The 26,444-nt window shown below is 52.5% G+C and carries 24 protein-coding genes, 2 pseudogenes and 1 riboswitch; of the genes and pseudogenes, 7 read left to right on the top strand and 19 right to left on the bottom strand.

Annotated elements, in window-relative coordinates; genetic code table 11:
• Positions 1-119: 119 nt before the first annotated feature.
• The gene (locus BN2684_RS19450) at positions 120-1,475 is read left to right on the top strand and encodes a polysaccharide deacetylase family protein (protein ID WP_148450031.1); all 1,356 of its coding nucleotides are present in this window, start codon (positions 120-122) and stop codon (positions 1,473-1,475) included.
• A gap of 789 nt (positions 1,476-2,264) precedes the next feature.
• Here the strand turns inward: BN2684_RS19450 and BN2684_RS19445 are convergent.
• From BN2684_RS19445 to BN2684_RS19435, 3 genes are all read right to left on the bottom strand, one after another.
• Complete coding sequence (locus BN2684_RS19445) at positions 2,265-3,383, bottom strand: IS110 family RNA-guided transposase (RefSeq protein ID WP_058300737.1); 1,119 nt, start codon at positions 3,381-3,383, stop codon at positions 2,265-2,267.
• A 296-nt stretch (positions 3,384-3,679) separates the two neighbouring features.
• Positions 3,680-4,855 carry an endonuclease Q family protein gene (locus tag BN2684_RS19440; RefSeq protein ID WP_058303771.1) on the bottom strand — a complete coding sequence of 392 codons (1,176 nt, stop codon included), beginning with the start codon at positions 4,853-4,855 and terminating at the stop codon, positions 3,680-3,682.
• On the bottom strand, positions 4,855-5,436 hold the full coding sequence (locus tag BN2684_RS19435) for an NUDIX hydrolase (protein ID WP_058303770.1): 582 nt from the start codon (positions 5,434-5,436) through the stop codon (positions 4,855-4,857). Before BN2684_RS19435 ends, BN2684_RS19440 begins: the two co-directional genes overlap by 1 nt.
• Before the next feature lie 154 nt (positions 5,437-5,590).
• On the opposite strand from BN2684_RS19435, the gene mciZ reads away from it, so the two are divergent.
• The 3 genes from mciZ (at position 5,591) to BN2684_RS19420 (ending at position 8,512) form a co-directional block, all read left to right on the top strand.
• A complete protein-coding gene (gene mciZ / locus BN2684_RS24035) occupies positions 5,591-5,752 on the top strand; it encodes a Z-ring formation inhibitor MciZ (protein WP_108722234.1) in 162 nt (53 codons plus the stop codon).
• 490 nt (positions 5,753-6,242) lie between these two features.
• Positions 6,243-7,340, top strand: a complete 1,098-nt coding sequence (locus BN2684_RS19425; protein WP_148450028.1) for an ABC transporter permease subunit — start codon at positions 6,243-6,245, stop codon at positions 7,338-7,340.
• Positions 7,340-8,512: an ABC transporter permease gene (locus tag BN2684_RS19420; RefSeq protein WP_058303767.1), complete on the top strand. Its 1,173-nt coding sequence runs from the start codon at positions 7,340-7,342 to the stop codon at positions 8,510-8,512. Before BN2684_RS19425 ends, BN2684_RS19420 begins: the two co-directional genes overlap by 1 nt.
• Positions 8,513-8,552: 40 nt before the next feature.
• Here the strand turns inward: BN2684_RS19420 and BN2684_RS19415 are convergent, their stop codons facing one another.
• From BN2684_RS19415 to BN2684_RS19405, 3 genes are read right to left on the bottom strand one after another with little or no spacing between them, the layout of a single operon-like run.
• Positions 8,553-9,254: a DNA alkylation repair protein gene (locus BN2684_RS19415; RefSeq protein ID WP_058303766.1), complete on the bottom strand. Its 702-nt coding sequence runs from the start codon at positions 9,252-9,254 to the stop codon at positions 8,553-8,555.
• A 47-nt stretch (positions 9,255-9,301) separates the two neighbouring features.
• On the bottom strand, positions 9,302-9,919 hold the full coding sequence (locus BN2684_RS19410) for a DNA-3-methyladenine glycosylase family protein (protein ID WP_058303765.1): 618 nt from the start codon (positions 9,917-9,919) through the stop codon (positions 9,302-9,304).
• 40 nt (positions 9,920-9,959) lie between these two features.
• A complete protein-coding gene (locus BN2684_RS19405; RefSeq protein WP_058303764.1) occupies positions 9,960-10,463 on the bottom strand; it encodes a methylated-DNA--[protein]-cysteine S-methyltransferase in 504 nt (167 codons plus the stop codon).
• Between the two features lie 135 nt (positions 10,464-10,598).
• On the opposite strand from BN2684_RS19405, the gene BN2684_RS19400 reads away from it, so the two are divergent.
• A complete protein-coding gene (locus BN2684_RS19400) occupies positions 10,599-11,180 on the top strand; it encodes a bifunctional transcriptional activator/DNA repair enzyme AdaA (RefSeq protein WP_058304635.1) in 582 nt (193 codons plus the stop codon).
• Between the two features lie 146 nt (positions 11,181-11,326).
• Here the strand turns inward: BN2684_RS19400 and BN2684_RS19395 are convergent, their stop codons facing one another.
• Complete coding sequence (locus BN2684_RS19395; protein WP_058303763.1) at positions 11,327-12,469, bottom strand: M20/M25/M40 family metallo-hydrolase; 1,143 nt, start codon at positions 12,467-12,469, stop codon at positions 11,327-11,329.
• Positions 12,470-12,588: 119 nt separating this feature from the next.
• On the opposite strand from BN2684_RS19395, the gene prli42 reads away from it, so the two are divergent.
• Complete coding sequence (gene prli42 / locus BN2684_RS24600) at positions 12,589-12,696, top strand: stressosome-associated protein Prli42 (RefSeq protein ID WP_159065822.1); 108 nt, start codon at positions 12,589-12,591, stop codon at positions 12,694-12,696.
• A 217-nt stretch (positions 12,697-12,913) separates the two neighbouring features.
• Here the strand turns inward: prli42 and BN2684_RS19390 are convergent, their stop codons facing one another.
• The 5 genes from BN2684_RS19390 to BN2684_RS19370 form a co-directional block, all read right to left on the bottom strand.
• Positions 12,914-14,347 carry a dihydrolipoamide acetyltransferase family protein gene (locus BN2684_RS19390; RefSeq protein WP_058303762.1) on the bottom strand — a complete coding sequence of 478 codons (1,434 nt, stop codon included), beginning with the start codon at positions 14,345-14,347 and terminating at the stop codon, positions 12,914-12,916.
• Positions 14,348-14,438: 91 nt separating this feature from the next.
• Positions 14,439-15,419: an alpha-ketoacid dehydrogenase subunit beta gene (locus BN2684_RS19385; protein WP_058303761.1), complete on the bottom strand. Its 981-nt coding sequence runs from the start codon at positions 15,417-15,419 to the stop codon at positions 14,439-14,441.
• A 2-nt stretch (positions 15,420-15,421) separates the two neighbouring features.
• Positions 15,422-16,432 (bottom strand): thiamine pyrophosphate-dependent dehydrogenase E1 component subunit alpha, encoded by a 1,011-nt coding sequence (locus tag BN2684_RS19380; RefSeq protein ID WP_058303760.1) that lies wholly within the window; start codon positions 16,430-16,432, stop codon positions 15,422-15,424.
• A gap of 220 nt (positions 16,433-16,652) precedes the next feature.
• Positions 16,653-18,074 (bottom strand): dihydrolipoyl dehydrogenase, encoded by a 1,422-nt coding sequence (gene lpdA / locus BN2684_RS19375; RefSeq protein WP_058303759.1) that lies wholly within the window; start codon positions 18,072-18,074, stop codon positions 16,653-16,655.
• Between the two features lie 145 nt (positions 18,075-18,219).
• Complete coding sequence (locus BN2684_RS19370; RefSeq protein ID WP_058303758.1) at positions 18,220-19,047, bottom strand: C40 family peptidase; 828 nt, start codon at positions 19,045-19,047, stop codon at positions 18,220-18,222.
• A 25-nt stretch (positions 19,048-19,072) separates the two neighbouring features.
• Positions 19,073-19,326: riboswitch (cyclic di-AMP (ydaO/yuaA leader) on the bottom strand.
• 326 nt (positions 19,327-19,652) lie between these two features.
• Here BN2684_RS19370 and BN2684_RS19365 point away from each other — a divergent pair.
• Entirely contained in the window at positions 19,653-19,859 is a 207-nt protein-coding gene (locus BN2684_RS19365) for a hypothetical protein (protein ID WP_058303757.1), read from the top strand.
• Between the two features lie 107 nt (positions 19,860-19,966).
• On the opposite strand, the gene BN2684_RS19360 is transcribed toward BN2684_RS19365, so the two are convergent.
• The 7 genes and pseudogenes from BN2684_RS19360 to BN2684_RS25100 form a co-directional block, all read right to left on the bottom strand.
• Entirely contained in the window at positions 19,967-20,914 is a 948-nt protein-coding gene (locus BN2684_RS19360; protein ID WP_159065821.1) for a copper amine oxidase N-terminal domain-containing protein, read from the bottom strand.
• Positions 20,915-21,034: 120 nt separating this feature from the next.
• Positions 21,035-21,850 (bottom strand): DUF2785 domain-containing protein, encoded by an 816-nt coding sequence (locus BN2684_RS19355; protein ID WP_058303755.1) that lies wholly within the window; start codon positions 21,848-21,850, stop codon positions 21,035-21,037.
• A gap of 81 nt (positions 21,851-21,931) precedes the next feature.
• Positions 21,932-22,219: a MazG nucleotide pyrophosphohydrolase domain-containing protein gene (locus BN2684_RS19350; protein WP_058303754.1), complete on the bottom strand. Its 288-nt coding sequence runs from the start codon at positions 22,217-22,219 to the stop codon at positions 21,932-21,934.
• Positions 22,220-22,381: 162 nt separating this feature from the next.
• Complete coding sequence (locus BN2684_RS19345) at positions 22,382-22,753, bottom strand: hypothetical protein (RefSeq protein WP_058303753.1); 372 nt, start codon at positions 22,751-22,753, stop codon at positions 22,382-22,384.
• A 250-nt stretch (positions 22,754-23,003) separates the two neighbouring features.
• Positions 23,004-23,240: pseudogene (locus BN2684_RS24030) on the bottom strand (sporulation initiation factor Spo0A C-terminal domain-containing protein); the annotation flags it as partial.
• A gap of 294 nt (positions 23,241-23,534) precedes the next feature.
• A complete protein-coding gene (locus BN2684_RS24765) occupies positions 23,535-25,472 on the bottom strand; it encodes a hypothetical protein (protein WP_199825329.1) in 1,938 nt (645 codons plus the stop codon).
• Between the two features lie 821 nt (positions 25,473-26,293).
• Positions 26,294-26,383 (bottom strand): annotated as a pseudogene (locus BN2684_RS25100) (hypothetical protein); the annotation flags it as partial.
• Between the last annotated feature and the right edge of the window lie 61 nt (positions 26,384-26,444).

The raw sequence follows: 26,444 nt of genomic DNA, 5'->3' as shown, positions 1-26,444 counted from the left end.
CTTGTCCCATCCCTAATGCTTATGATTCAAGCGGGCGAAACATGCAGGCTCCGAGCAATCAGCAACCGACCGTCTCGCTCTATCGTCTATTGGGAAGAAACCTTTAGGAGGTAGGCAAAATGAAGAGCGGGCGTAAAAAAACCGGAGTGCTGCTCGTAACTCTCGCCGCATTGGCGATTGCGATTGGATGGATTCTGTATCAAATGCCAACGGGGCGTGCGCTCGCGCCTAGTGGCGGAGGCGCTGCTGCAGGTGAGGCGTCAGACTCATCTGGGGGCCATTCAACCGATGGAGCAGCTTCTCCAGAAGCAATCCCCTCATCGAGTCAAAGCGCAAAACCAACTCAACAGGCATCCGCCGCTCCTTCCGCTGCTCCATCGACAATTCCGTCCTCAACTCCGGTTGCCTCGAACTCATCGGCTCCCTCAACAGTATCCGGTTCCCCCGGTCCTAGCGTCACGACATCCGGTTCTCCCGGAACAAGCGCCACGCCCGCTGTTCCGCTTGTTCCCTACAAGGGATGCGTGGAGCATCTGTTTTTTCATCCGCTCGTCGTGTATCCCGAGCTTGCGTTCGATGGAGATAGCATGGCCAAAGGGTATTTTGATTGGTTCGTGACGGCAAAAGAATTCCGCAGTATCCTGGAGGATCTCTATCGGAACGGTTACATTCTGATCGGGATGGATTCTCTGTACGGCGTCCGAACCGATAAGGAGAACAAACCGGAGGTCTACACGAAGGAGCTTCTTCTGCCAGAAGGAAAGAAACCTCTCATCCTCTCTGTGGACGACAACAACTATTACGATTACATGCGAAAAAACGGGAACATCCAAAAGCTCGTCGTCGATAAAGACGGGCGAATCGCGGGTTATGCCATCGATCCATCAGGCCGCGAAATCACCGCCCGCGACAATGACATTGTTCCGATCCTCGATGATTTCGTCGCCGCTCATCCTGATTTTTCCTTCCAAGGAGCCAAAGGAATATTGGCGCTCACAGGTTATGAAGGGATTCTCGGCTACCGTACCAATGATCCGTCCTCCTCTACCTATGAACAAGACAAAACCGACGTCGAGCGAGTCGTCCATGAATTAAAAGCGACCGGCTGGTCCTTCGCATCCCACAGCTGGGGCCATCGCGATGCCAGGAAGATCACCAAGGCTCATCTCGCCGAGGATACGGATCGTTGGCTGAAGGAAGTCGAGCCGCTCATCGGCCCGACCGCCATCTACATCTATCCGTTTGGAAGCTCGGTTGACCGAGACCCCGACAAATTAAAGCTGCTGGAAGACCGGGGCTTCCGGGTGTTCTGCTCAGTTGGGCCGACGCCTTATCTGAAGGCAACGAAGCAGGCTCTGTTCATGGACCGCCGTCATATCGACGGGATGGCGCTCACCGAAACTCCGAAGCGGCTCGCTCCTCTCTTCGACGCGGCAAAGGCGTTGGACCCGGCTCGGCCTACTCAGGAGCCGTGACGACCAAACACAAAAAAGGAGCTGACCCCAAAGCAGGTTTTTCCTGCTTTGGGGTCAGCCCCCGATTAGATGTAAGATAGGGGCGAATGAAGCGGGCAAGGTGAACCGGCATGATTCGCTCCCTATTGTGCTTGATTGTCGTTTGCTGCCTTCTCGAACACGTTGTGGTCGTGAAAAAACTACTCGGCCATTAGCGCGACCGGGGGCTCGTGTTTTCTAATGGCGGCCCTAGCCGCTATTTAATCGATTTGTAGAGTTTTGAGATTCTAACGGAGCTGCACGCTGCTATTTGGGGCAATTGACGATATCCACTTCAATTGAAGCAAAATAACTGCTTCCATTTCCGTTAGCTGGATGAGGGTGCTTTATAAAGCTGCTTAACAGTTGCTGCTTCCGTTGCTATGAACGTTTTAGTCAAGCCCTTCATCATTTGCATTTATTCAACTTAAGCACTAAGCGCAGGAGCAAATATGCGAGCGACGGTCGGCACGCTGCTATCCGTGGGTTGGGTACCACATGTAATGCCTTCGTCAGGGAGAGCAAACGCTAGCTAGAAACGCACATTCGACGATGACTCGTCTAGTGCAAACGGAAGTCGCGAATTCTCTCCTGAAACCTTTCATTTGCTCCTGGGCTTAATGCTCGAGTGGGAGCTTGTCAAGTGGATTCCTTGACAAGCGGTTGTTCTGCAGGTAACACTGTCGTTCCTTCCAACAGCTTGCTGTTGGAGGTGCCTCACGGCGAGTGTGGGGGTGCAGGGGGCGAGTCCCCTGCGTTTCCCCTTAAGGGTTAAGCCGTCGGCGATGGTTCCACCGTCCGCGCAACCGCCCATACAAACCCAACCAGTTCTCGCGCAACCGCACCGATCGCTACATTTTTTTGCTTGTTCTTGCCAAACACCAAGTACCGATATTTGCGATGTAATCGTTCCTGTGCTTTCCATGAAAGCATTTGGACTTCACCCGACAGCCCATCCAAGCGTTTCTCAAGCTCCCCTTTTACTGCGGGACGATAGCGGTAACTCCATGCTGCTTCAATGAGGACGCGTCGCAAATGGCTATTGCCCGCTTTGGTCATCGATCCTCGACGTGTGCGCTGTCCGGTTGAATACTCGCGAGGAACCAATCCTAAGTAAGCCATGAGTTGGGCGGGGGAACGAAAACGAGCGAAGGAACCGATCTCTGCCGCAATCGTAACGGCTGTGAGAAGAGCGACGCCGCGCAAAGATTGAAGGACCTGAATGACGGGAGCCTTCGCTCCCTTCGTGGCTTGTACGAGCAGCGCTTTTTCCAAGCGGGCCATGCGCTGATCGACTTCATCGATCGCATGGAGCATTTCCGTAAAAGCAACTTGCATTCCCTCATGCTCGAACGTGAGCTGAGTCAGCCATTCGCGGTACTTTTTTGTCCACCTCCGTTTGATGGTAACTGGCGGATGGATGTGGTGCCGAAGCAGAAACTTCAACAGGCGCTGCCTGGCACGATGGATATCCTCCCTTGCTGCTTCGCGCGTGCGGACAAGGTCACGTAAGGCTTCATCTTCTCTTGTCGGCACGTGAACGGCTGTCAGTTCCCCTGCGCGGAATAGTCGTGCCAGTTGCTCGGCGTCCCGGCGATCTGTCTTAACGTGGTCTCCTGCCCGTTTGGGGATGAGTGAGGGAGCAATAACCGTGCAGCTGGCACCCATGGATTCAATCCAGCGATGGGTTTCGTACCCGGTGGGTCCCGCTTCGTAACAGAACGCCAAGCTATTCGCCGGCCCAAGCTCCTTAAGCAGCTTCCGTATTGCAGCTGGGGTATGCGAAATTGTGCCGTAATAACGGGGGGCTTCTGTTCCCGCATCTGCAATTGCCACCGCTATTTTTTCTTTTGAGACATCTAAACCAATATATTTTGTGGTAAACTTCATGGTATCAGCATCTCCTTTTGCTTGTAGCTCTGAAATGGTGGGGACAACTCCATTTTAACCTACGATTCGAGCAAATTTGGAGGTGCTGTTTTCCTTTACGTTCATCATAGCTAGAATCGAATTTGATCCGCATTATTCGAGCCAGAAGCTTGCAACTCGCTACGGTAGAATTCACCCCGTTATTCGTCTGTCTCCCGTTCCTCACAACTGAACTTGGAAGCTTACGCTCTCAATTGCTCGGCAAGCCCATCGGATCAAGAAGAGGAGAATACCCCTTGGTAACAGCTCCCAACCGATCAGGTGACAGATACCCGACCGTATCGGCCGCCGCCGCCCGCGTCAACAGCCAACCTGCCTTCCCGGGATGCGACGATAGCGTCCGCGATCCGGGTACCTGCCACTTCGGCAAGCTCTCCTGCGGCGGCGCGGTGAAGAATGCTCATTTCGGTTCCGAAGCGAGCGAGCAGCTTCTCGAGCAGCTTGGGGCCGAGGCCGGGAATGAATTCGAGCGGGACCTGATGGATGTACGGAGGCCGGGAAGCAGCATGAAGAGAAGTAGCTCTGTCAGCAATCTCCTCGATGCGGTCCATCACACCCCGAACGATCCTCCGGCTGCCGCAATACAAGCATTGATCAGCCGCCTGCCTGGGCTCGTCCACGATGCGAGAGCAAGCCTCACAATAGGTGCGGTGATACTTGCCGAGACGGGGGTTCAGCCCGTAATTGGCAGTGATGGCCCGTCCATCCCGGCTTCTGAGTGCCTTGACGAGCTCGGCAAAGCTGGGTTCGGCAAGCTTCATCCGATTATACTCTCTTCCGATCTTGCCGAGCGAATGGGCATCGGAATTGGTGACGAACGGGAAGGCATCGAGCTCGCTGAAGCGCTCGGCCATGGCCGTGTCCGCACTTAGACCCAACTCTACCGCAATCACGCCTGACAGGTCGAGAAGATCAATCATCCGGTCCGTAGCGCTTCCGTACAAGCCTTTGTGGGGAGTGAAGATATGGGCAGGAATGATGATGCCTTGTCGGGAGAGAACCGTTTCCTGCAGCTCTCTGGCGGTTGCCCTGAGCCTCTGAGTGCTGAGGGTCACATTGGTCATACGCGGCTTCAGCCACTCCGTAAAATCCTCCATCTCCTTTAGCCCCGGCAAATAACATAGAACATGAGCGGGACCGAAGCCCGGGTCATGCACTTCAATTTCGCAGCCCAGCAAGAGGACGGTATTGCGGTACCGCAAACCGCCTCGCCGCACCTCCTCCATCTCTCCGCGCTGAAGGCAAGCCCGAATATCCTCCTGAACGGCAGGAGAAGCGCAGTCAATGATTCCAACGATGTCCATACCCTTGCGCTCCGATGCTTCCCGGGCAATATTCTGAAAGGTCAGGTTGCGCGCTCCCGTGATTTTGACAGGAATACCGCGCTCGGTACGGCCGATGTGGATATGCAGGTCCGCGAAATAATCCTTCATTACGCTTGCTTGCTCTCCCTCAATAGGAGAAGCTCCCAGGCTTGAACGGCAAGAATCGTCTTCGCATCGGCGATTCCCCCATCCGCGATCAGGCTCTTGGCTTCCTCAAGAGTGAGGGCACCGCATTCGAGGAACTCATCCTCGTCCGGGTGGGATTCGCCCGCTACGAGTTCATCCGCCAGATAGAGATGAAGCAGCTCGTCGCAGAATCCAGGCGCGGAATAGAAGGAAGTGAGCTTTTTGATCCTTCCCGCCGTATAGCCGGTTTCTTCCTGAAGCTCCCGCTCTGCGGCTTCCAGTGGATTCTCTCCCCGCTCCAGCTTGCCTGCCGGAATCTCGACGAGATTGCGGCCGAGCGCTTTACGGTATTGCTCCACCACAAGAATGCGTTCTCCGAGACGCGCTAGTACACATACCGCTCCAGGATGGCGGACGATTTCCCTCGTCGCAGTTCCCCCGTCCGGTAACTTAACCGTCTCCACATCAAGGTTGATGATCTTCCCTTGAAAGATCGGTTTGACCTCCAACGTTACTTCTTCGAATGGCTTCTCCTTGATCCCGTTCTGATTATCGGTGCTCATCGTTTCATTCACTCCTCAGCGGCTCGTTGAATTCGGACGGCTGCCCAAAACGGAACTTCCTTTTGGACAAGCGTCATAGTTCTCTCTTTCCCTACATAGGATTGTAACACATCCGGACCCTTCCGGCAGAATCCTTGAGAAGGAGGCGATGACAATGAAAGTGTATCTCTCAGACGGCGGCTTTCGAATGGTCGGAAAGGCTTGGGAGGTTCGCAGCAAGCTGAAGGAGTTCTCGCGAAGCACCGACTCGGATGTCCCCGTGACATCCCTTTTGCCGAAATCGGAGAAAGAGAAGAAGACGAAAAAGAACAGGTAGAGATGCAAAACATGCGCCTCTACCCGTTCCCCTAAATCCATCAAGCCGGTCAGACTCGTCCATGCCTGAACTAGGCAAAAGTCTTACAAATCGACCTGCTCAAAACGATTTGAGGATACCCGATATTCAATCAACATTCCGATGCTATATATGGGTACGCCAGCAATTAGTATGGGCAACTGTTTCAACATTATTTCGGATACAACACGATCGAGCCATTCGAACCTCGGAACATGCACAATCACTTCCATTGTCACTACCACAAGGGTGGCTGGTAGGGTTGCTAGTAAAAAGGCATTACCCACTTTATGGGCCGTTTTAAAAACTGCGTTAAAAAGATTACGTCGAAAATGGCATAGATAATCAGGACCGCTAAGTCGGCTTTCTTCTTCGAGTTCGGTATTCGTTGACCGAAGAAAATATCCGACCACACGGTCCCTTTTTGTGGTAGAATGGGTTATATTTTCTTATAAGTTCGGGGTGAACACGATTGAAGTCTATTCGAAGCACGATCTTAACAGGCATTTGCATGCTCATCGGTATCTTCTTGTTCAGTCATTTGGGTGCGGGGCTTAAACCGACTATCGCGGATGATCAGATCCGCGTCGTTGCCGACGCGAGCGTTCTGCACAGCATTCCCGTCAAGCATCCTGAAACCGTGGTGATCAAGGACGGGAATCGTTCCATGCCGGGAACCTTGCAGATTCCTTCCGGTAAAATCGAAGACTATGCGGCAATCCTCTTAAATGAATTCGGTGTCAATGAAGTCTTGCCCGTAGAAGGGCGTCCAACCTTCTCCCTGACAAGCTATGGCAAGGCGATGAAGGGCAGCCTTGATCGCTATTTTCACGGTAACCTTGGCAATTTATATCCTAGCTATTCCTCGAGAAGACAAGCAACCGCAGAAGTTCCCTTTGCGGACAAGCTGGGGGAGCTTTTGCCCAAAACACTCCGTTACCTTCTGCCTGCCCTTGCTCTAGCGATTGCAGCCGGCACCGCAAGCGCCCTCATCGCATCCTTTAAGCCTTGGCTCGGAAAATGCTTTGACAGCATCCATGCCATCTTAATGGCGCTTCCCGATTTTGTGGTCGTCTGTCTACTGCAGATCCTCTGTATCTTTCTCGCGCAGAGCTTTGACCGTCCCTTCTACCTCATCGTAGAATTCAATGATCGGACTCCATTCCTCATCCCGTTTGCCACGATCGCTCTGATCCCGGGAGCGCTCATATACGGCACCCTGCGCGTTGCTGTCCGCCGCGAGTGGGCCGAGGATTACATCGTCACCGCGCGCTCCAAGGGCCTTACCCGCCGTTTGATCATCCTTCGTCATGTTTTACGCAACGTGGCGGATGACTTGTTTGCCGTCCTGCCAAAAGCGACCGGGCTTGCGGTAGCCGGGATGGTGATGGTGGAGGTACTCTGCCAAATATTCGGCTTGGGCGGAATCGTGAACAGTCCTCGGTACAATCCGGGCGAGTCGCTCATCTCCGTCTGCCTGATCCTCGGGCTCCTCACCTTCGCTCTTAATCTGTTCTACGCCATCTTAAAGAGACTTCTGCACGTTGACAAAAGGGAGGTTCAGATCTGATGGCTCATCGAAACCGTTGGCAGCCGAAAGCTTATCAATCTGGATCTTCTGTAACTCCTGCTTCTACCGGACAGGCCTCTTCAACCTCCGCAGGTTATCCGCCTGTTACTCCCGGTGGCTTTGCACCTGCCGACAGCAAGGCGCTAAGCGAAGTTGAGCGCGCGCGTCAGGTGATCGGCAGCTCTTCGAAAAATCCCATGAAGTCGATGGTGAAGCGTTTATCCAAGCATTCTCCCGCTTATCTGACCGCATGGGTTCTCTTCGGTTTGCTCATTCTGACAGCTGTTCTTGGGACATGGCTTATGCCTCACAGCATCGCGGATTCGGAGAAGTTCCAATTCCGTCAAGAGCTTGTTGACGGCCAAACCGTCTATACAACTCCTCCGGTCAAACCGAACAGCGAATTCCTCCTCGGGACCGATCACCGGGGGATCGATCTTCTCAGCCTTCTACTGAACGGTATGAAGCTCACTCTCGGATTTTCCCTCAGCATTGCACTGTGCCGCTTCCTCATCGGTGTGCCGCTCGGGCTATGGGGAGGCAGCAGCCGGTTCGGGCGCTCCTTCATTCGTATCATTCAAATGACAACCTCGGCCGTTCCCGCTTTGATTCTGCTATTCCCTGCCCTCTATATGGCCTATTACATTTTGAATCTAAGCATGGTGATTCCCGGCCAGGAATGGAAGCTGACCCTCTTCAGCGTGATGCTGTTCGGATCCGTTTCGTTCCTCGGCATTGCTCCGGTTGCGGACCAGGTTGCGGAACGGACTCGCTTCTTCACCAACAAGGAATACGTATCCGCCGCCCGCCTCATGGGGGCGGGAAGGGTGCGAATCGCCCGCCGCCACATCCTGCCAAATCTCGCACCGGAGCTTCTCTTCGCTTTTTTGGCCGAGCTGATTCAGGTGTTGTTCTTGCTCGGGCAGTTGGCCGTTCTCGGTATTTTCCTCGGAGGCTCCGAGATCGTGAATCTGGAAGACGGCATGCCGACTATCCAGCAAAGTCGTAGCGGGGAATGGTGCGCCCTCATCTCGTACGGCACACGGTTCATCCAATTCTATCCGCATATCCTGCTCGGAACCGGCTTGTTCTTCATCTTGACCGTGGCCATTCTTAAGTTCTTCCTTACCCAATTGCAAAAGAAGCACACTCGCGTCCGCGATGTGCTGTAAGCTTGGTATCCCGCCTCTCAAGGTAAGTCAAGGAGTGGCTTTACACTTCGCATACGGTAACCGAACGTCTCATGCTGCGAATCCGCTTCTTGGTTTCTGGGTCAACGCGGAGCGACTCCGTAATTTTGGCCAGCGCTTTGTTGTAGGTGAAATCATCCAAAGAATTGTTCTGCAAAAGCGCCATCGTGGGCTCGGGAAGCTTGATGAAGCAGATGGAGATCGCCCAGGCTACAGCCATCTTCACGTAGTAGCCCTCATGGCGAATGCGGTTCAAACGATCCAACACTTCCTGGATATAGAGCTCCGATACATAGTAGTTTAGCAGCATGACAACACCGTATCGGAGCTCGAACTCTTTATCCGATCTCAGATACGGCTGCAAGAACAGCCACATCGTTTCCGGGTGAGAAGCGGTCATCTTCAACCCGGAGCAGAAGCTGTCGCACACCGACCAATTGTCGATCTTCGGCACGAATTGAGCGATATAGAGAAGTCGCTCGTCAATCTCCATCTTCGCATAACCGATCACCATGCCCTGCAGCATCGTTTCTTCAAAGAAGTCATCCTCAGCTTGGGCGAGATAGGCTCGCCAATCGCTTCGGGCTATCCTTCTTGCCAGCTTGCGAAGCTCCGGCAGCCGGACCCCCATCACATTCGTGATAGTAGGAATCAGCGCTGCGGAAAACTTGCGGTAATCTTCATCGACCCATGCACTCAATTGGTCCCGAATGAGACTCTCCATTCATCTGCTCCTCTTCTTGTTTCGGTCGCTTAGACTATACCTAGCGGCTATTCAAAGGAGACCACCCATAGATAAAGCGATGCCACCGAGCCATAAGGTGAATATGTTTTTCGGTAACCCTCAAATTGATCTTTCGAAAGCGAGGGCAGCCCATACAGCTTCATCATGCCTCTGCGAATGGCGATGTCTCCCCAACTGACCACATCGCTCCGCTCCATGGAAAGAAGCAACAGCATTTCGGCCGTCCACCGGCCGATCCCCTTCAGCTTCGACAGCCTCTGGATCACTTCCTCGTCCGGCAGGACGGATAATCCTTCCAAATCAAAGCGACCTTCCGCCACTTGCTGGGCGATCTCAGCGATGCAGGTCGCTTTCTTCATGGTGATGCCGCATTGCTGAATCTCTTCGACAGGACAAGTCGCCAACCGATGCGGGGTAATCTCCCCCAGCCTATCCTGCATCCTCGCCCATATCGTTTGGACTGCCTTCGTGGAGATGAGCTGACCCACGATAGCGTAGACAAGAGCGGCGAAGAGATCGGGGATGACGAAGCGTTCAATCTTCCCCAAACGCCGGATCGCCTCCCCCAATGCGACATCTGCACGGCATAGGTAGTCCATCTCCAATTGCCCATACTCAAAGACCTTGGTCACAACCGTTGCCAAGAGCAGCCCTCCCGTTCATGCGAGTGAATCGGCCTTTCCCTTACCCCTGTTCCAGTTGAAGCAAACGCGTCTTCATGTCAAGTCCTCCGCGAAACCCCGTCAATGCACCATTCTTGCCGATCACCCGATGGCAAGGAACCGTGATCAGGATCGGATTCGCTCCAATCGCTGCTCCAACGGCTCTAACGGAGGATGGTTTACCAATCGCCGCAGCGATATCGGAGTAAGAGCGGGTCTCTCCATATGGGATTCGGCACAGAGCATCCCAGACGCGTTGTTGAAACAGCGTCCCCTTGAATACCCGTGAACCGGAAAAGCTCCGGCGTGTTCCATGCAAATACTCGTCCAGCTCGTTGGCGTACGGCTCCAACATCCGGTCGTCCTGCACCAACTCCGAACCGGGGAAACGGGATCTAGCCCACTCAGCCAACTCCTCAAACGGCCGATTGGCCGGGCTGACATAACAGAGCCCCTCTGCGGTCGCCGCAAGATGAAGGCTCCAATCCTTGTTCACAAGCAGCGACCAATAAAGCTTCGAATCCATATTTATCACAAGATCACCTCTTTTCTGAGTATATCCTTTTCTCACCGTCCTGTAAGGCTTGCGGAATAGAAGAGCAAGATAATGAAATCCATTACCCGCGATTGCGGTTATACTGAGGATGGAGGTGAATCGGATATGACAGAGCGTCACACCACGCCTACGGTTGAACAGTTGAATGCGATTCTAGCAAACGATGCGGCTTATGACGGAACATTCTTTTACGCGGTTAAAACAACGGGGATCTTTTGCCGACCGTCCTGCAAATCCAAGCCCCCGAAGCAGGAAAACATCGAGATTTACCCATCCTCCGAAGAAGCGCTTGCCGCTCGATATCGGCCCTGCAAACGCTGTAAGCCAACCGGAAAACGTCTTCCCGATGAGGAATGGATCACGGTGGTGACCGACTATATCGACACTCATTATGCGGAACCGCTATCGCTGGAACAACTCGCGGTCCTCTGCCACGGCACACCTTATCATTTGCACCGAACGTTTAAGAGGGTCATGGGTATAACGCCGCTCGCTTATATTCAACAGACGCGCTTGCACAATGCCAAGCGACTTCTAATCTCCACGAGCAACTCGATTGCCGGGATCGGCGAAGCGGTGGGCTTTCGCAACATCCCCTACTTCATCACGCTGTTCAAGAAGAGAACCGACTTCACACCGGAAGAGTATCGCCGAAGGCAACACCGTGATGAAACAGCCGAAAGATAAAGGAGAAGCTAGGGTACCCCCAGCCATGATCGCTTGTTATTGAACGGATGCAGCCCCCAATAAAGAAAGCCACGAATACCTATCCCGTTAAGGGAAAGGTCCTCGTGGCTCTTCATTTGCATGAGGCTGATTATGTTTCGTTAGCCTTAGCGGGTTTCTTTTCCGACTTCTTCAACGAGAGCGACGAAAACCGTAGCCAGCTTGACGATATCTTCGGCTTTGATCTGTTCCTTCTTGGTGTGGATATACTCGTAGCCGACAGCCAGGTTGACGGTGGGAACGCCGTGACCGTTGAAGACGTTGGCGTCGCTGCCGCCGCCGGAGTGAAAGGTCAGAGGATCCAACCCAACACGCGTAATGGCACGCTTGGCCAATTGAACAACCGGTGCTTCATCCGTGAACTTGAAGGAAGGGTACAGCAGATGGCTGCGGAATTCACAGGTCGCGCCCATTTCAGCCGCCGCATCCTCACAAGCCTTTTGCATCGAAGCGACCTGCTTGTTCAGCTTCTCTGTATCCAGACTGCGAGCTTCCGCTTCCAGCATCACCTTGTCGCAAACGATGTTGGTCGCTCCGACGATGCCGCCGGAGAAGCTGCCGATGTTGGCGGTCGTCTCTTTGTCGATGCGGCCGAGCGTCATCTTCGATACGGCTCTGCTGGCCACGGTGATCGCGCTGACGCCATCTTCCGGATTGACACCGGCATGTGCCGATTTGCCATAGAAGGTGATAAAGATCTTCTGCTGCGACGGCGCCGCAACTGCGATTCCACCGATCTCTCCGCTGGAATCAAGCGCATAACCAAAGTCGGCATCCAGCCACTTCGGGTCCATCGCCCGCGAGCCGTTCAAGCCGGATTCCTCACCAGCCGTGATGACGAATTGCAGCTGCGGATGCTCGGTCCCCTGCTCTTGAAGAACGCGGATGCCTTCCAGCAGCACGGCTAGCCCTGCTTTGTCGTCGCTGCCGAGAATCGTCGTACCGTCGCTGCGTATGTATCCATCGACTCCAAGCTCCGGCTTGATGCCTTTGCCCGGCGTTACCGTATCCATGTGGCAGGTAAACAGCAATTTGGGCGCGTCGACGCCTTTTCCTTTGGCCGGAAGGGTGCAGATCAGATTTCCTGCTCCGTGTCCAGTTTTCTCCTTGCTGTCATCCTCCTGCACGTGAAGACCGAGATCCGCGAATTTCTTCTTCAGAACTTCGGCGATCGCTTCCTCATGTTTCGTCTCGCTGTCAACTTGAACGAGCTCCATAAATTCACCGATAATCCGGTCATGCTGCACCATGGGTCTTCCCTCCATCGCTTCTATTAGGTAAACTAAGGTCATAGGACAAACGTTCCTGCGCGCTAGGCGCTTTCTTTATCTTACTCGTTTCCAAATCACCTGAAAAGGGGAGTCGCTTTTTGAAGTCTTCAAAGTTCTGGTTCCGTGTCGTTCTCTGGCTCATGATCGGCAGCATGCTGATCTCCACGCTCATGTATGTTCTCGAAGCCTTCGTTCAACCGTTCTGAGGCGAGCCTAGAACAGAAAGCCGTCATTCCCACAAGATATCCGGGAATGACGGCTTATTTGTTTGCCGGAGCCAATGCCTAAGCAAGAGATGGATCGCCGTCCGGTCCAGCCGGTCTCAGGATTGTCGGGAGGCTGGCAATCGGTCGGCTTCCCTCATCCTCCACGAGCAAGAGCGTATCTGATTCATTTCTTGAAGGATGGCCGATCTCTCCGTATTTAATACAACTGAGTGTCCGGTCCGTAGCTTTCGAGGTTCTCCTTGACTCGCTGCAAGAAGCGACCGCAGATTACCCCGTCCAGAATCCGATGGTCGAGCGACAAGCAGAGATTCACCATCGAGCGCACGGCGATCATATCGTTAATGACAACCGGCTTCTTCACGATGGATTCGAAGGTTAAAATCGCCGCCTGCGGATAGTTGATGATCGGGTAGGACAGCAGCGATCCGAACGAGCCCGTATTGTTCAAGGTAAACGTACCGCCCTGAAGATCATTCAAGGACAGCTTGCCGGAGCGCGCCTTGCGAGTGAGCTCATCCACTTCCCGGGCAAGGCCTGCGATGTTCTTCTGATCCGCTTTCTTGATAACGGGCGTAATGACGGAATCCTCGGTCCCTACGGCGAGGGAAATGTTGATATCCCGTTTGACGATGATCTTATCGACCGCCCAGACGGAATTCAAGATCGGATAGTCCTTAATGGCCCCGACGACCGCCTTCAGTACGAACGCCAAGTACGTCAGGTTGATGCCTTCCTTACGCATGAACTCGTCCTTCAGCTTCGTACGCAGCTGAACGAGATTGGTGACGTCCACCTCCACGATCGTCCAGGCGTGAGGGATTTCTGTCGCGCTCTGCCGCATGCGGCTGGCGATGGTGTCCCGCACCGGAGTCACATCGATGAAATATTCGCCGCGGCTCTCGACCCGATCGGCTTCGCTGAACGGCGTCGGCGGGTTGGAGGTCAGGTGCAGGCCGGTTGAACGTACCGGGCCTGCTGGCGCTTGCTGCGGCATCATCGGCGAGCGGTATTCGCTCTCAGCAGGCGCAGGCGGAGCAGACGGCGCGGCGTAAGAAGCATGCGCCGGAGCGCTCGGCTGCACGGCTGCCTGCGCGGGAGCGACCGGACGGCTTGCCGGACCGCGTTCCGCGTAGGCGAGCACGTCCTTGCGCGTGATCCGTCCGCCGAGACCGGTTCCCGGCACATCGGCGAGCTGAATGCCGCGCTCGGCGGCGAGCTTCAGCACGGCCGGCGAGAACCGCGCGCTGTGCTCGCCGCCTTGGGCCGCCACCGGAGCCGCCGCTTCGGCTGCGGATGAGGGAATCCCTCCTCCGCTGACGCCATGTCCAGCCGCCGAGTCGGACGGCGGAGCAGTGATTGCCGCTTCCGCATCTCCCTGCTCGCGAATGTAGCAGATCGGGTCACCGACCTGGGCAGTTTCCCCTTCGGCGACCACAAATTCGGTTAACGTTCCTTCTATCGGAGACGGCATTTCCACGACGACCTTCTCCGTAATGAGCTCGCAGAGCACTTCATATTGCACGACGTAATCCCCCGGCTGCTTCAGCCATTTGCCGACCGTTGCGGCGACCAGGCTCTCCGCCAGATGGGGAACAGGCACGGCTGTGCCTCGGCTGTCCTTGCCACTCATGGCTCAATCCCTCGTTTCCTTCAAAATTCCTTCGCTTTCACGTTCGAAAGCGGAGAAGATGGGTTGATCGCGATCCTCTCCGCCTGAGCAGTTAAATTTCGGCCAGCTTGCGCATGGCTGCGGCGATCTTTTCTGGGGTGAGCAGGAAAGCCTTCTCCTGCACCGGACTCATGCTGACTGCAGGAACGTCCGGCCCGCAAAGCCGCATGATCGGAGCGTCCAAATCATAGAACAGCTCCTCCGAGATGATGGCCGACACCTCGGCTCCTACACCGCCGGTCTTGTTGTCCTCGTGGACCACCAGTACCTTGCCCGTCTTGGCAGCAGCTTCAAGGATGGCTTCGTTATCGAGCGGCGCCAACGAACGGAGATCCAGCACATGGACGCTGATGCCCTCCTTCGCCAGCTCCTCCGCTGCTTTCAGCGTCAGGTTCACAGCCATCCCATAAGAAATGACCGTGATGTCCTCTCCTTCTCGCGCCACCCGCGCTTTGCCGATCGGCACGATATAATCGTCATCCGGTACTTCCCCGGTAATCGACAGGTAGCACTTCTTGTGCTCAAAGTAGAGCACCGGGTCTTCGCTGCGGATAGCTGCCTTCATCAACCCTTTGGCATCGTAGGGATTGGAAGGTGCCACCATTTGAAGTCCAGGCGTTCCGAAGAAGATGGACTCGGTGCATTGCGAATGGTAGAGGGCGCTGCCGCCTGTAGCGCCGAACGGAGCCCGGATGACGACCGGACAGTTCCAGTCGTTATTGGAACGATAGCGGATTTTGGCCGCTTCGCTGATGATCTGGTTGGTTGCCGGGAGGATGAAATCGGCAAACTGCATCTCTGCAATCGGCTTCATCCCGTACATGGCCGCCCCGATGGCGACGCCTGCGATGGCCGACTCGGCAAGCGGGGTATCGAGGCAGCGATCCTCGCCGAACCGATCTCGGAAGCCCTTGGTCGCATTGAACACGCCGCCCTTGCCGACGTCTTCTCCTAATACGAATACATTCTCATCCCGCTCCATCTCTTCCAGCATGGCGCTGCGGATTGCTTCCAGGTATGTGATAACCGCCATAGTCAGATCTCCTCCGTTTCGGCATACAGGTGGCGGTGCAGGTCTTCGGCCTTTGCATGAGGAGCGTCCTCGGCGAATTTCGCCGCTTCCCGTACCTCCCGGTCAACCGCCGCGAGCAGTTCCCGGTCCTGTTCTTCGCTCCATAGCCCGCATTCGATCAAGTAATCGCGATAACGCGGCACTCCGTCTTGCTTGCGGTTGGTCTCGACTTCTTCCTTGGTGCGATACAGAAGATCATTGTCCGAGGTGGAGTGCGGCGAAAGCCGATACATCATCGCTTCGATCAGCGTCGGACCTTCTCCGTGAATGGCGCGCGCGCGAGCTTCCTTCACCACTCGGTATACTTCTAACGGATCGTTGCCGTCCACGCGAATGCCCGGGAAACCGTAGCCCAGCGCTCGATCGCTCACCTGCCCACCTAATTGCCGGTGAGCCGGGATGGAGATGGCGTATTGATTGTTTTCGCAGAGAAAGATGACCGGAAGCTTATTCACTCCGGCAAAATTACAACCCTCGTGGAAATCCCCCTGATTGCTGGAGCCTTCCCCGAAGGTGACGTACGATACGAAATCCTGCTTCTTCATCTTCGCGGCAAGAGCAAAGCCGACTGCATGCGGCACTTGGGTCGTCACCGGACTCGATCCCGTGACGATGTGATGCTCTCTGTGGCTGAAATGACCGACCATCTGCCGGCCTCCGCTGGTGGGATCGTCACCCTTGCTGAATGCGGAGAGCATGAGCTCCTTCAAGGTCATACCCACGGACAGGACAAACCCGTAATCACGATAATACGGTAAAAAATAATCCTTATGCGGCTCTAAAGCCAAAGCAGCGGCAACCTGACAGGCCTCCTGCCCGATTCCCGATACGAAAAATGCCACTTTCCCCGTTCTCTGAAGCAGCATGACCATCTCATCGAATTTGCGCGCCTTTACCATCAGCTCATACATCTGTACGGCTTTTTCGTCCGATATCCCTAGGCTGCGATGCTTTGTCATTTGACCGATCGTCAAGGGAGCTTGCCTCCTTATTCCCCCGGTCTACCTTCTCTTGGGATCATCCGGAAGGAATGTGTTTTTTATTACCTGGTCCTAATACTTGACCCTATAAGATACTATAGCACAGTCCGACCTTTGGATGCACATTTTTTCGGAATATCCGCATGAAACCATCGTTTACGTACGGTTCTCATCACACCCGATGGAAAAAGCCCTGCGCACAGGGCTTCTCTTCTTACAAATTTAATGCTTTGCCGTCCACCGCCAGCATCGCTTCCGCCAGCGCCTCCGACAGAGTCGGGTGAGGATGGATGGCTTGTCCCGCTTCCCAGGCAGACGCATTCAGGAAGCCGGCGAGAGAGGCTTCGCCGATCAGCTCGGTCACATGACCGCCGATCATATGGACGCCGAGAATGTCGTCCGATTCTCTGTCGGCGACCACCTTGACGAAGCCGCCCGTCTCGCCTTGAACGAGCGCCTTGCCGAGCGCTTTGAAAGGAAACTTCCCGATCTTGACGCTCCGGCCGGCATCCTTCGCTTCCTGCTCGGAGATCCCCAGGCTCGCCACCTGCAACCGCGTATACACGCAGCGTGGCACCTCCTGCACGCGGAACGGATGCGCCGCCATTCCGGCAATCCGCTCGACCGCCGCGACAGCCTGGTGAGCGGCGGCGTGCGCCAGCTGCATCTTGCCGTTCACATCGCCGACGGCGTAGATATGATTCTCGGCCGTCTGCAAATAATCGTCGGTTCGAATGAAGCCCCGGTCGAGGACGATATCGGTGTTCTCAAGGCCGATGCCCTCGGTGTTGGCGATCCGGCCCACCGCTACGATGGCAATGTCAGCCGTCAGCTCCACCGTCCCGGAGGACTGCTCTGCATTAAGCCTGACCTCCCGCTCATCTGCGGATACCGTTTCCGGCAGGACGCGAGCTCCGGTCAACACGCGGATGCCATCTTTCTTGAATCGGCGGGCGAGCTCCGCCGAAATGTCCTTGTCTTCCATTGGTAGGAGTCGGTCGGCATATTCGACCATCGTGACCTCCGCTCCCATATCGGAGAGGAGTGAAGCGAATTCGCAGCCAATGACGCCGCCGCCGATGATGATGACCGAGCGGGGAATCTCCGGTAGCTCCAAGGCTTCGTCGCTGGTTAGAATTCGCTTGCCATCCGGAACGAGTCCCGGAAGCGAACGGGGACGCGAGCCCGTCGCCAGAATGAGATGCTCCGGCACCAGCGTCTCCGTCTCGCCGTCGGCCAGCTCGACCGCAACGCTGCCCGCGCGCGGCGAGAAGATCGAAGGCCCGATCAGCCGTCCCATTCCGGCGTAGACATCGATTTTATTTTTCTTCATCAGAAACTGCACACCCTTGTGCAGCTGTTCGACAATCCGGTTTTTCCGCTCTTGAACCTTGCCCATGTTCACGCGGAACGCTTCCGCTTCGATGCCGTAATCCTCGGCCTCGTGAAACTCCGCGTACACCTCGGCGCTGCGAAGCAGGGCCTTCGTCGGGATGCACCCCCGATGCAGGCAGGTGCCTCCGAGCTTCTCCTTCTCCACCAGCGCTACGCTCTTGCCGAGCTGAGCCGCGCGAATCGCGGCGGTATATCCCCCAACTCCACCGCCCAAGACGACGATCTCATAGGATTTGGACAATGCAATCCCCTCCATATCGGCTTACTACGCTCCCCATTGTACCCGTTTGTCCCGAAGAATTACAATCCAAATCGAAAAAGCGCTCCCGGAAGGAGCGCTCATCGAACGGAACCATTCAACCGCTAGCAATGGTTGATAAGTCCGCTCATGAAGAAAAGACGCGTTTGGCGGTGAAATAGCGGTTGCCCCAGTAGCCGGTCGTCAACGGATCGATATGAATGCCGTTCGAGTTGGTGGCGGAGATGAATTTGCCGCTGCCGATATAGATGCCGACATGATTGGCTGGAGCCTTTTGCGTGTTAGAGAAGAAAACCAGGTCTCCCGGCTGTGGCTGGAATACGCTTGTCCCGGTGTTGGCGCGCATTCCGTCCGCCGTGCGGGGAACGGTCACCTTCTGCTGATTGAGGAGATAGGCGACGAATCCGGAGCAGTCGAAGCCGCTTGGTGTCGAACCTCCCCACATGTAAGGAATCCCGAGATATTTCTTGGAGTTCGCAACAAGCAGGGCAGCCGAGCTCTCCGCCTTGATTGCGGGTGCATGGTCCTTTCCGTCTGCGTTAACGATAGCAAGCTGGGTCTTGGAATCCCAGTTCACCTCGGTCCCGAACGATTCGGAGATAAAGCGGAGCGGTACATAAGTACGGTTTTTGGAGATGAGTGCTTTCGTGTCGAGGCTGATCGTCTCTCCGTTGACGGTAGCGGTTTGTTCACCCGTTTTTAAAATGATGGTGCGATTTTTTCCCGAGATTGTAACCTTTACTTGCTTTCCCTCGTCTATAGAAGTAACCGAGTATCCCATTTTCTCCGAAACGACGCGAACCGGAATCTGGGTACGGCTATTGGAATCGACGAACGGCTGGGCATCAGGAAAGGAAACGATCGTGTCGTTGATCTGAACCTTGACGGGGGACGATGCGGCTTCACTCTGCTGGACAAACAGGAGTCCGGACGCAAAGACAGCAGACGACAGCAAAATGCTCTTGGTGACTTTATTCAGTTTCAGTTCCTCCTAGTGCCTCCGAGGTTAGTTGACGGATTCGGGAAGAGGTTCTCTCCCTAGCTCGCCGGGTTACCCCGCAAGCATTCACCCCCCTAACCAAGCTGTCCCATTCATGCGAAAACAATCAGAGCGCTTGGTTACGTCGTATGGCCTGCCAAACCTAGCGGATGTCTTCCGCTCTTCGTTTTGGCACACCCGACAAAAAAATCCCCCGTACCGGCGCGAATGAACCGGATTCGGCAAATGGTTTTCCTTACTTTACTAAGTTATCACGCAAAAAAAACATTAACAATAGCCAAATAGTGGTCATCCCGGTTTATAGGAAGAACCTCCTACCCGGGATTATTTTGTTTTATCCCTCTATGTAAACGTAAAAAAACCGCCGGATCCAACTTCCGGCGGTTAAATCGGAGAAAAAAAGGTTATGAAGCAAGCTATCGCTTGCCTGTTCAGTATATCATTCCGTATATACTTTATATATATGTAATACTTGGCATTTGGGAATAAGCCCGCGCATGTTTCATATTTCGTTCTTTCACCTCATACACTCTTATGGAGGAAGGAGGGGCCGGACAAGCATGGACAAATCGGATCCGATCTATCTGGAGGAAAAAGTAAGGCAGCAGGCTCGTCTGGATGTCCAGGACGACTGGGACGACAAGGAGAAGAAGAAGAAATTGCGAAAAAAACGAAAGTTCGTCGTGCTGACGATCATCGGCTATCTCTTGCTCCTCTTAGTTTTGTATTCCGCGGCCCGCACCTTTGCAGGCTTTCAACTATTCTGATCCCAAAAAAGGTCTCCCGCATCCGATCCATGACCGGAGCTGAAGACCTTTTTCTTTGGCTATTGAGGTTCGAGCAATACTTGCCTCATTTCACACTCGGGTAAGTCCTATTCACCAAACAGCCCTTTATCATCTGCATCCGAGATTGCGGCATAGACCGAGAACGGGATCGCCGTCAAATCGGGCTCTCCGTCTTTACCAACATAGGAGATAAGGACCGTCGATTCACTGACAGAGGAATCATAATCTCCCGTCTCCGGATTATAAACGGTGATGGTGTATTTGCTGTCCCAAAGTCCTTCTTTGATAGCCCCGTCAACCATGACGTCCACCGTGACTGGATCTCCCTCCTCCACATTGACCCGAGTGAGGAGATAAGCATAAAACGTCGTTGTCTTCTCGTCGCCGTATGCGATCGTACGCAGGTATACCTGCTCTTTATCCGTGGGGATCGGGTCCGGATGGGTATACGAATGCAGATCGTACCGTTGAATCAACTCTTCGGTGTTCGAATCCTGTTGGTACCAATATTCTTTCAATTGCGGTTTGTAAATGTTGATGCGGTTATTCTTGCCATCCCACTTTACGTGGCAGTCCAGCGCTTGTCCGACAAAAGCGAGCGGAACCATCGTGCTGCCCTTGATGGTCTGAGCCGGTACATCGAGAATAACATCCTTATCAATAGCATTCTCCGACCATTCCTTCGACGGTACGGCCTTCACATGCGCCTTCGTGGAACCGATCTTCAAGGTGACGGTCTTGTCTCCCATATAGGTATTGTAGGATGTATCCTTTTTGGTCGCGGTCACGGTTCCTGTCTTGGAATCGTATTGGATGCTGGCACCCAAAGCTTCAAAAATGGCCCGCATCGGGACGAGCGTTCTCCCCTTCAGCACCACAGGCTGTTGATTGGAAAAACCAAGCTGGGTTCCGTCGATAAAGACGGTCGGGCTTGCTTGTGCAGGCGCCGAGGCGGCCAACGCAGCCGGGGCGATTCCGGCAAACAGGGTTGTCGCGAGCGCGACGGTGAGGAGGCTTCTTACTCTCTTGTTCATCATTACCCTCTCTTCTTCGTATGTAGTGGATTATGCAGAAAAGTGCTGGACTAAATTCGACAAAGTAGATAGAAGTTCCTGCATATTCCATTGCAAAAGTCTCAAAATGGGTAATTAGAACTACTGCCGAAACCGATTGAAATCTTCTTCCAGCTCCAGCAGTTGCTCTGCTTGTGAACGGTATTCATCTGTTTGTAAACGCATGAACAAGCTTCGAATGAAGTGCTTCCCATTCGTCGTCCTATACCGATCCGAGAGCTCCTTCGAGGGTAATGTATTCAAGGCTTTTGCCCATTCGCATACCTGCGCCAAAGTAACGTTCCCGCTATGGATCATGGTAAAAACCGCCGTAGCAATCCGTTCATCCTCTTCCGCTTGATAGACCTGCGGTGCTCGGTCCAGCAGAGCGCGAAGCCCGGTCCAGATCCGTTCGCATTCTTCCATACCGGCATAACGGCTCGCTGCGCACTCATCAAGCGCATCTGCGCAATGGGCGGCCGCATGCGCCCAGCCCTTGACTTCCACATACCCGCGAAAGTCCCTCTCGCTCAAGCAGTAGCGAACCAAGGCGTCCAAGGTAAAGTCATAAGTTTCTCTCGCAAAGATCGCTTCCCGGTTATCACGTGCGAGCAGCAAAGCGATTAACAGAGAGGAAAACGTCCGTAAAAAGACGCTGTCCGTCCCCTCTTCTCCGATGCCGGAAAACAACATGTCCTCCGAAATCGCAAGCCTAAGCAGCTCTTCCAATTGCGGTCCTTGGAGAAGCTCATCAAGGAGCAGCCAATGGTAAAGTGCACCATAAGCAAGCTCGTCCCGAAGCTCAGGGTCAGGCGACGCCAGCAGGTCGATGACCTCGCGAATGACGGCATACGCCTCGCTTCCGTCGGGGATGGCGAATCCGTTCTTCGCGATCGCTCTCAACTCTTCCTTTTCCATTCCTTAAGACCTCCTCAGTTATCATCTACCAACCTATCATAAAAGTGGTGCGAGTCTTATCGGACAGGGCCTCTCTGTTAATTACCATGTTCTCTGTTCGTTGATCTCCAGCTTCTTCTTGAAGGCTTGATCAAGGTCAATCCCCAGCTTATTGGCGAGATCGAAGATATTCCACACCACATCGTACATTTCAAATCCCAGGTTCTCGCTCTTCTCCTCCTCAGGAGCAAAAGAAACGTTCAAGACCTCCTTCGCCAGCTCCCCCACTTCCGTCATTAAGTACAGCATCCTCTGCTCAATCGTACTCGTATCGAACCCTTTAAGCTTGCTGTATTCCTTCACATATTGCTGAAACTCCGATGTGTTCATGCTTGCGCTCCTTATGTATGTCAGTTCATTTTCTACCTCGTTAGGGAACTGTGTTTCGCTGGCATCGCCAGGCTAGGTTAGCCTATCATGCCTGTCCCTCCGCGTAAAGCTGTTCGGTTTCACAATTAGACATACCCCCGAATTGAAAATGCTGGAATCCCCTTATTCTATTGCAGTTATCCAATAACAGAGCGCTGTTATGAAGGAGAACGGACCCACAATCAACCTTTCTTTTTTACTTTTGGATAGAAGATTCATGATCACGTTTATCGTCAAATAGCCGGCAAAGAAGAAACAAATTCCTCTCGTGATGGGTAAGGAAAAAAGTAGTGGCAGGATTTTACCTGTTTGCAAAATGATCAGAACCGCAAAGAGTTGAATAAAGATCGAAAACCCACATAGCCATCTTAATTTCGTCGGCAACACTCTGTATTGCCCTCCAAAAGCGAACTCACCAAATGGAAAACCGAAAGCCAAGAGCAAATATATAATCACTGCAAAGCCAAACGTTATCGCGCCTAGGATCGCCATCATTTTGCTCACTCCCTTATCTGGTTATCGAAATGAAACCGGACACGTCCAGTATATCAAGGGATATCCCGATATTCTAGATTTTATATCATGACAAAAAAATCGCATAATTGTTTATCCAAATGGCCGAACTTTCAATGGGAGTTAGAATATGGATGAGATTGGGAGCTAAAAATTGAATGAGTGTGAGTTCATTTTACAAAAAATAAAACGCCACTCCTTGAAGGAATGGCGTTACAGAACAGCTAATGATTTACGACACCTTATGCTCGATCCGCAGCTTGTCTGCGACCATCGCGATGAACTCGCTGTTGGTCGGCTTCGACTTGCTGATGTTGATCGTGTAGCCGAAGATGAAGCTGATGCTGTCGATGTTGCCTCGGGTCCAGGCCACTTCAATGGCGTGGCGGATAGCCCGCTCGACGCGGCTCGGGGTCGTTTTGAATTTCTCCGCGATGGCCGGGTAAAGGGATTTGGTGATGGTTGCAAGGTACTTTCAAGAAGCTTAAATACAAGCAAAACCAGATATTTATCGGGTTTCATTGGTATTATTTATTGCTCAAATTGCCTTAGTCTGAGCATAGCTGAGGCTATGACATTTTGTCAATATTTAGGTCTAGTCTTCCATTGTGCAAACCACTATCCAAGAAACGCAACATAGACTTCTACGGGTGTAGTGACAGTTTTGATGTCACCTTAGTAACTCCCCGTCACCGGATTCCCTTCGGGTCAGCCTGATTGTCTTCTTCCGCTCATCCCAGGCGGAGACCAATCCCTTGTTGGTTCACAATATAGATTGTTCCTGATCTGCAATTTCTTCTAATACGTCTCGTAAACCTTGTATCATTTGATCAGTGCTTGGAAGATTAACCCGCTTGCGAGTCCGTACTTCATTCTCGATATGTGGCACTAGTAGATTCTGAGCGAACGTTTGTCTGTCGCTACTGGCAAACATATCTTTCAGTGAAGCCCCGGTCAGGTCTTCTTTTAGGGCATCGATAATACGTTCAGCCTCAGTTTTATTCAGTAAATAATCCTCAGCGAGCTGTATAAACGACTTCTCGATAATCTCAATCATTTGCTTAGCATCATCTTCAATAAACACACCAAGCAAAGAGTCCGAGGCTTTCCCTGCAAGACTTCCTCCAGCGAAAGCTCCTGCTAATCCGCCGACGAATCCGCCAATGGCTGTACCGATAATTGGAACAGCTGAGCCGATTGCAGCCCCAGCAGCTGCACCACCAACCCATCCGGCTGCCCCCCCCCCTACAGATGCTGCTGTATTTGTAATATTTTTAAAAAGCTGCGTTCCTGAGATTCTTCCTCTGAAAATATTGACCACATCAACAGACGACAACACGACAATAGACACACCCGCTGTAATCGCATTCGACCGTAAAAGCTTTGCAGCACTCTTCATCGCAGCAGCTCCGTATATATTCGTTCCGCTTCGTAAAGCGTTAACAAGCATAGCTGAAGCTTTCGGCCCCATCACATTAACAATGGCTTCGGAACTACCTACGAGCAAACTGTTCAAACCAGCTTTTGATAATTGGCTAGAGAGCACGGCGGTGACAAATGTCGTACCTCCTACCTTTAAACCTGAATACGAAGCCTTTTTAAGCGACTCGGTTAAGTCCTCATCATTCAATACTGAAACTGCAAAAGAAAGAACAGTGCTAATTCCAAATGCGTATGTAGATATGACAGCCCCGTTAACAGCATCATAAGTTATGGATTCAACTGTGCCAAACTTTGCAATATTTCTTGCTTGCTCGTATGTAAAATGACCTTTCCGAACAATGTTTTTAGCTTCAGCCGGATCGGTTACACCAGATACTTCTCCTTTAGTAATGCGGTTCTCCATTGCGGATATAGCAGCCTCATATTTATCTGATGGCACCTCAATTTGCATCGGTGATCCATCTGCATTGATATACTTCAGTCTGCCGTTCTCAAAACACTCCTGAATACACTTTGAACCGCTGTTGCAATATTTCGATTGGATATTAATACCTTTTACGACACGGTCTGCCCCATATTTGGCATTGTCGTCTCCAATAATTTTGGCATCCTTACCTGTCATCATATCAAAAAGATGATTTGCCCGTTCTGCCGCAAAACCGTGGCCTCTTGGTGTTCCAAACTTATCCTGGCCATAGAGCGTACTTGCGTTGCTGACATTGCCGTAGACAGTTCCAGCAGCAATATCCGCAAAAGATTCATGCACTTGCTTCGGCAATTCAATTTGTTTTAGACGCCTCCGGTCTTCATCATCAAATTCCATAATTCCAGACGCAACCTCCAGAAATATCTTGATGTTTCTTTTACTCCACATCGGAGTATCGATATAAAATACACTGTTGCTTCTTGTTGAAATTTTCAACTCTACGGAGGCAGAATCATAATTTATTTTTGCAATTTCGCTATAACAAACCCTGAAATTCTTACTTCTGTTCTTGGGAGATTTAACGTATAGAGCTTTGTCTGTAAATATGATTCCTTCCGCAACATTTTCCCAATCGCCCAGAATGCAGATTACATCAGAGCGTTTCTCTTTAACCAAGCCTGCTTTCATTAATGCGTCCATGTACTTAATACTTCTCGATTGATCATAGGAAAAGCCATGAGTTGGAGATGACCAAGCCTTAGAGGTTAAGAAAAAGGAACTGGCCTGATGAATCTCATAAATCACTTTCTCCAAGTACGCTTTGGAATGCATTTTATTTCCCCTTCTTTAATAGTATATATGTTATTAGTATAGGTACAACAAGAATAACATTATCGCCAGCTTTCACCTCCCAGGCCATGTTAATGAACACAATCGCGAGAGGTACCGAGCATGGCAATTTGATGATTGAGTTCAACAGGAAGATTATTATCTGTTATTACTGTTCTAATCACCCGTGACCCGTGAAGGTAGATCCCCACCTAATTACTGATACGAAATTTAGTCAACAAGACCTTCAAGATATTGGAATATGATAAACCAATACTCCCATACCGTGAACTCACTGTCAAAAGAATTATTAGCCGTTTCGTATGCAGTATAAAAACTACATTCCCGTTACAATAAGTTTCTCATACAATACCTCATCTGCATTCGCAAACCGTAATGTGATGTACATTTGCTTTTTCTTCCTCACCACTTGTATAAGCGATACAAACTTGCCGATCAATGGATGCAACATCTGAGGATTCTGCACCTCAGCATCCAGAAATCCAATCAATGTCTGGATGTCATACTTCACAGACGCAATGTATCAATCAATTCCGTCTGCATCTCATCAAGCATCTCCTGATGGAACGCCTTACTCTTACCCATCTGTATATCGTCTTTAATGGCATCCACACGTTTCTCCAAGAACGCAATCTCCGCCGCCAGCTCGATGCCTGAGCGATGACATGCTTGTTCTTCTCGTTGTGGTACATGCGGATTTCTTCTTCCAGATGATTATCCAGCGACAGCCGCAACAACGTTGTACGTAACTTGTTGGTGACAACTTCTTCAACCCTCTCCTTCCGCCAGCCCACATACGGGCAATATTCTTTACCCTTCCGCATGTATCCCCCGCATACATAGTATTTCTGACCACCATACTTCTTCGTGGAAGCTGTTGAGTTACCAACCATCTTAGGCCCACACTTGTCACAAGTGAAGATTTCACGCAGCCAGAATGGAGATGCGGGCTTG

It is taken from the genome of Gorillibacterium timonense (genome assembly GCF_001457415.1).
Taxonomy (GTDB): domain Bacteria; phylum Bacillota; class Bacilli; order Paenibacillales; family NBRC-103111; genus Gorillibacterium; species Gorillibacterium timonense.
This window is presented reverse-complemented; position numbering and strand designations above follow the sequence as displayed.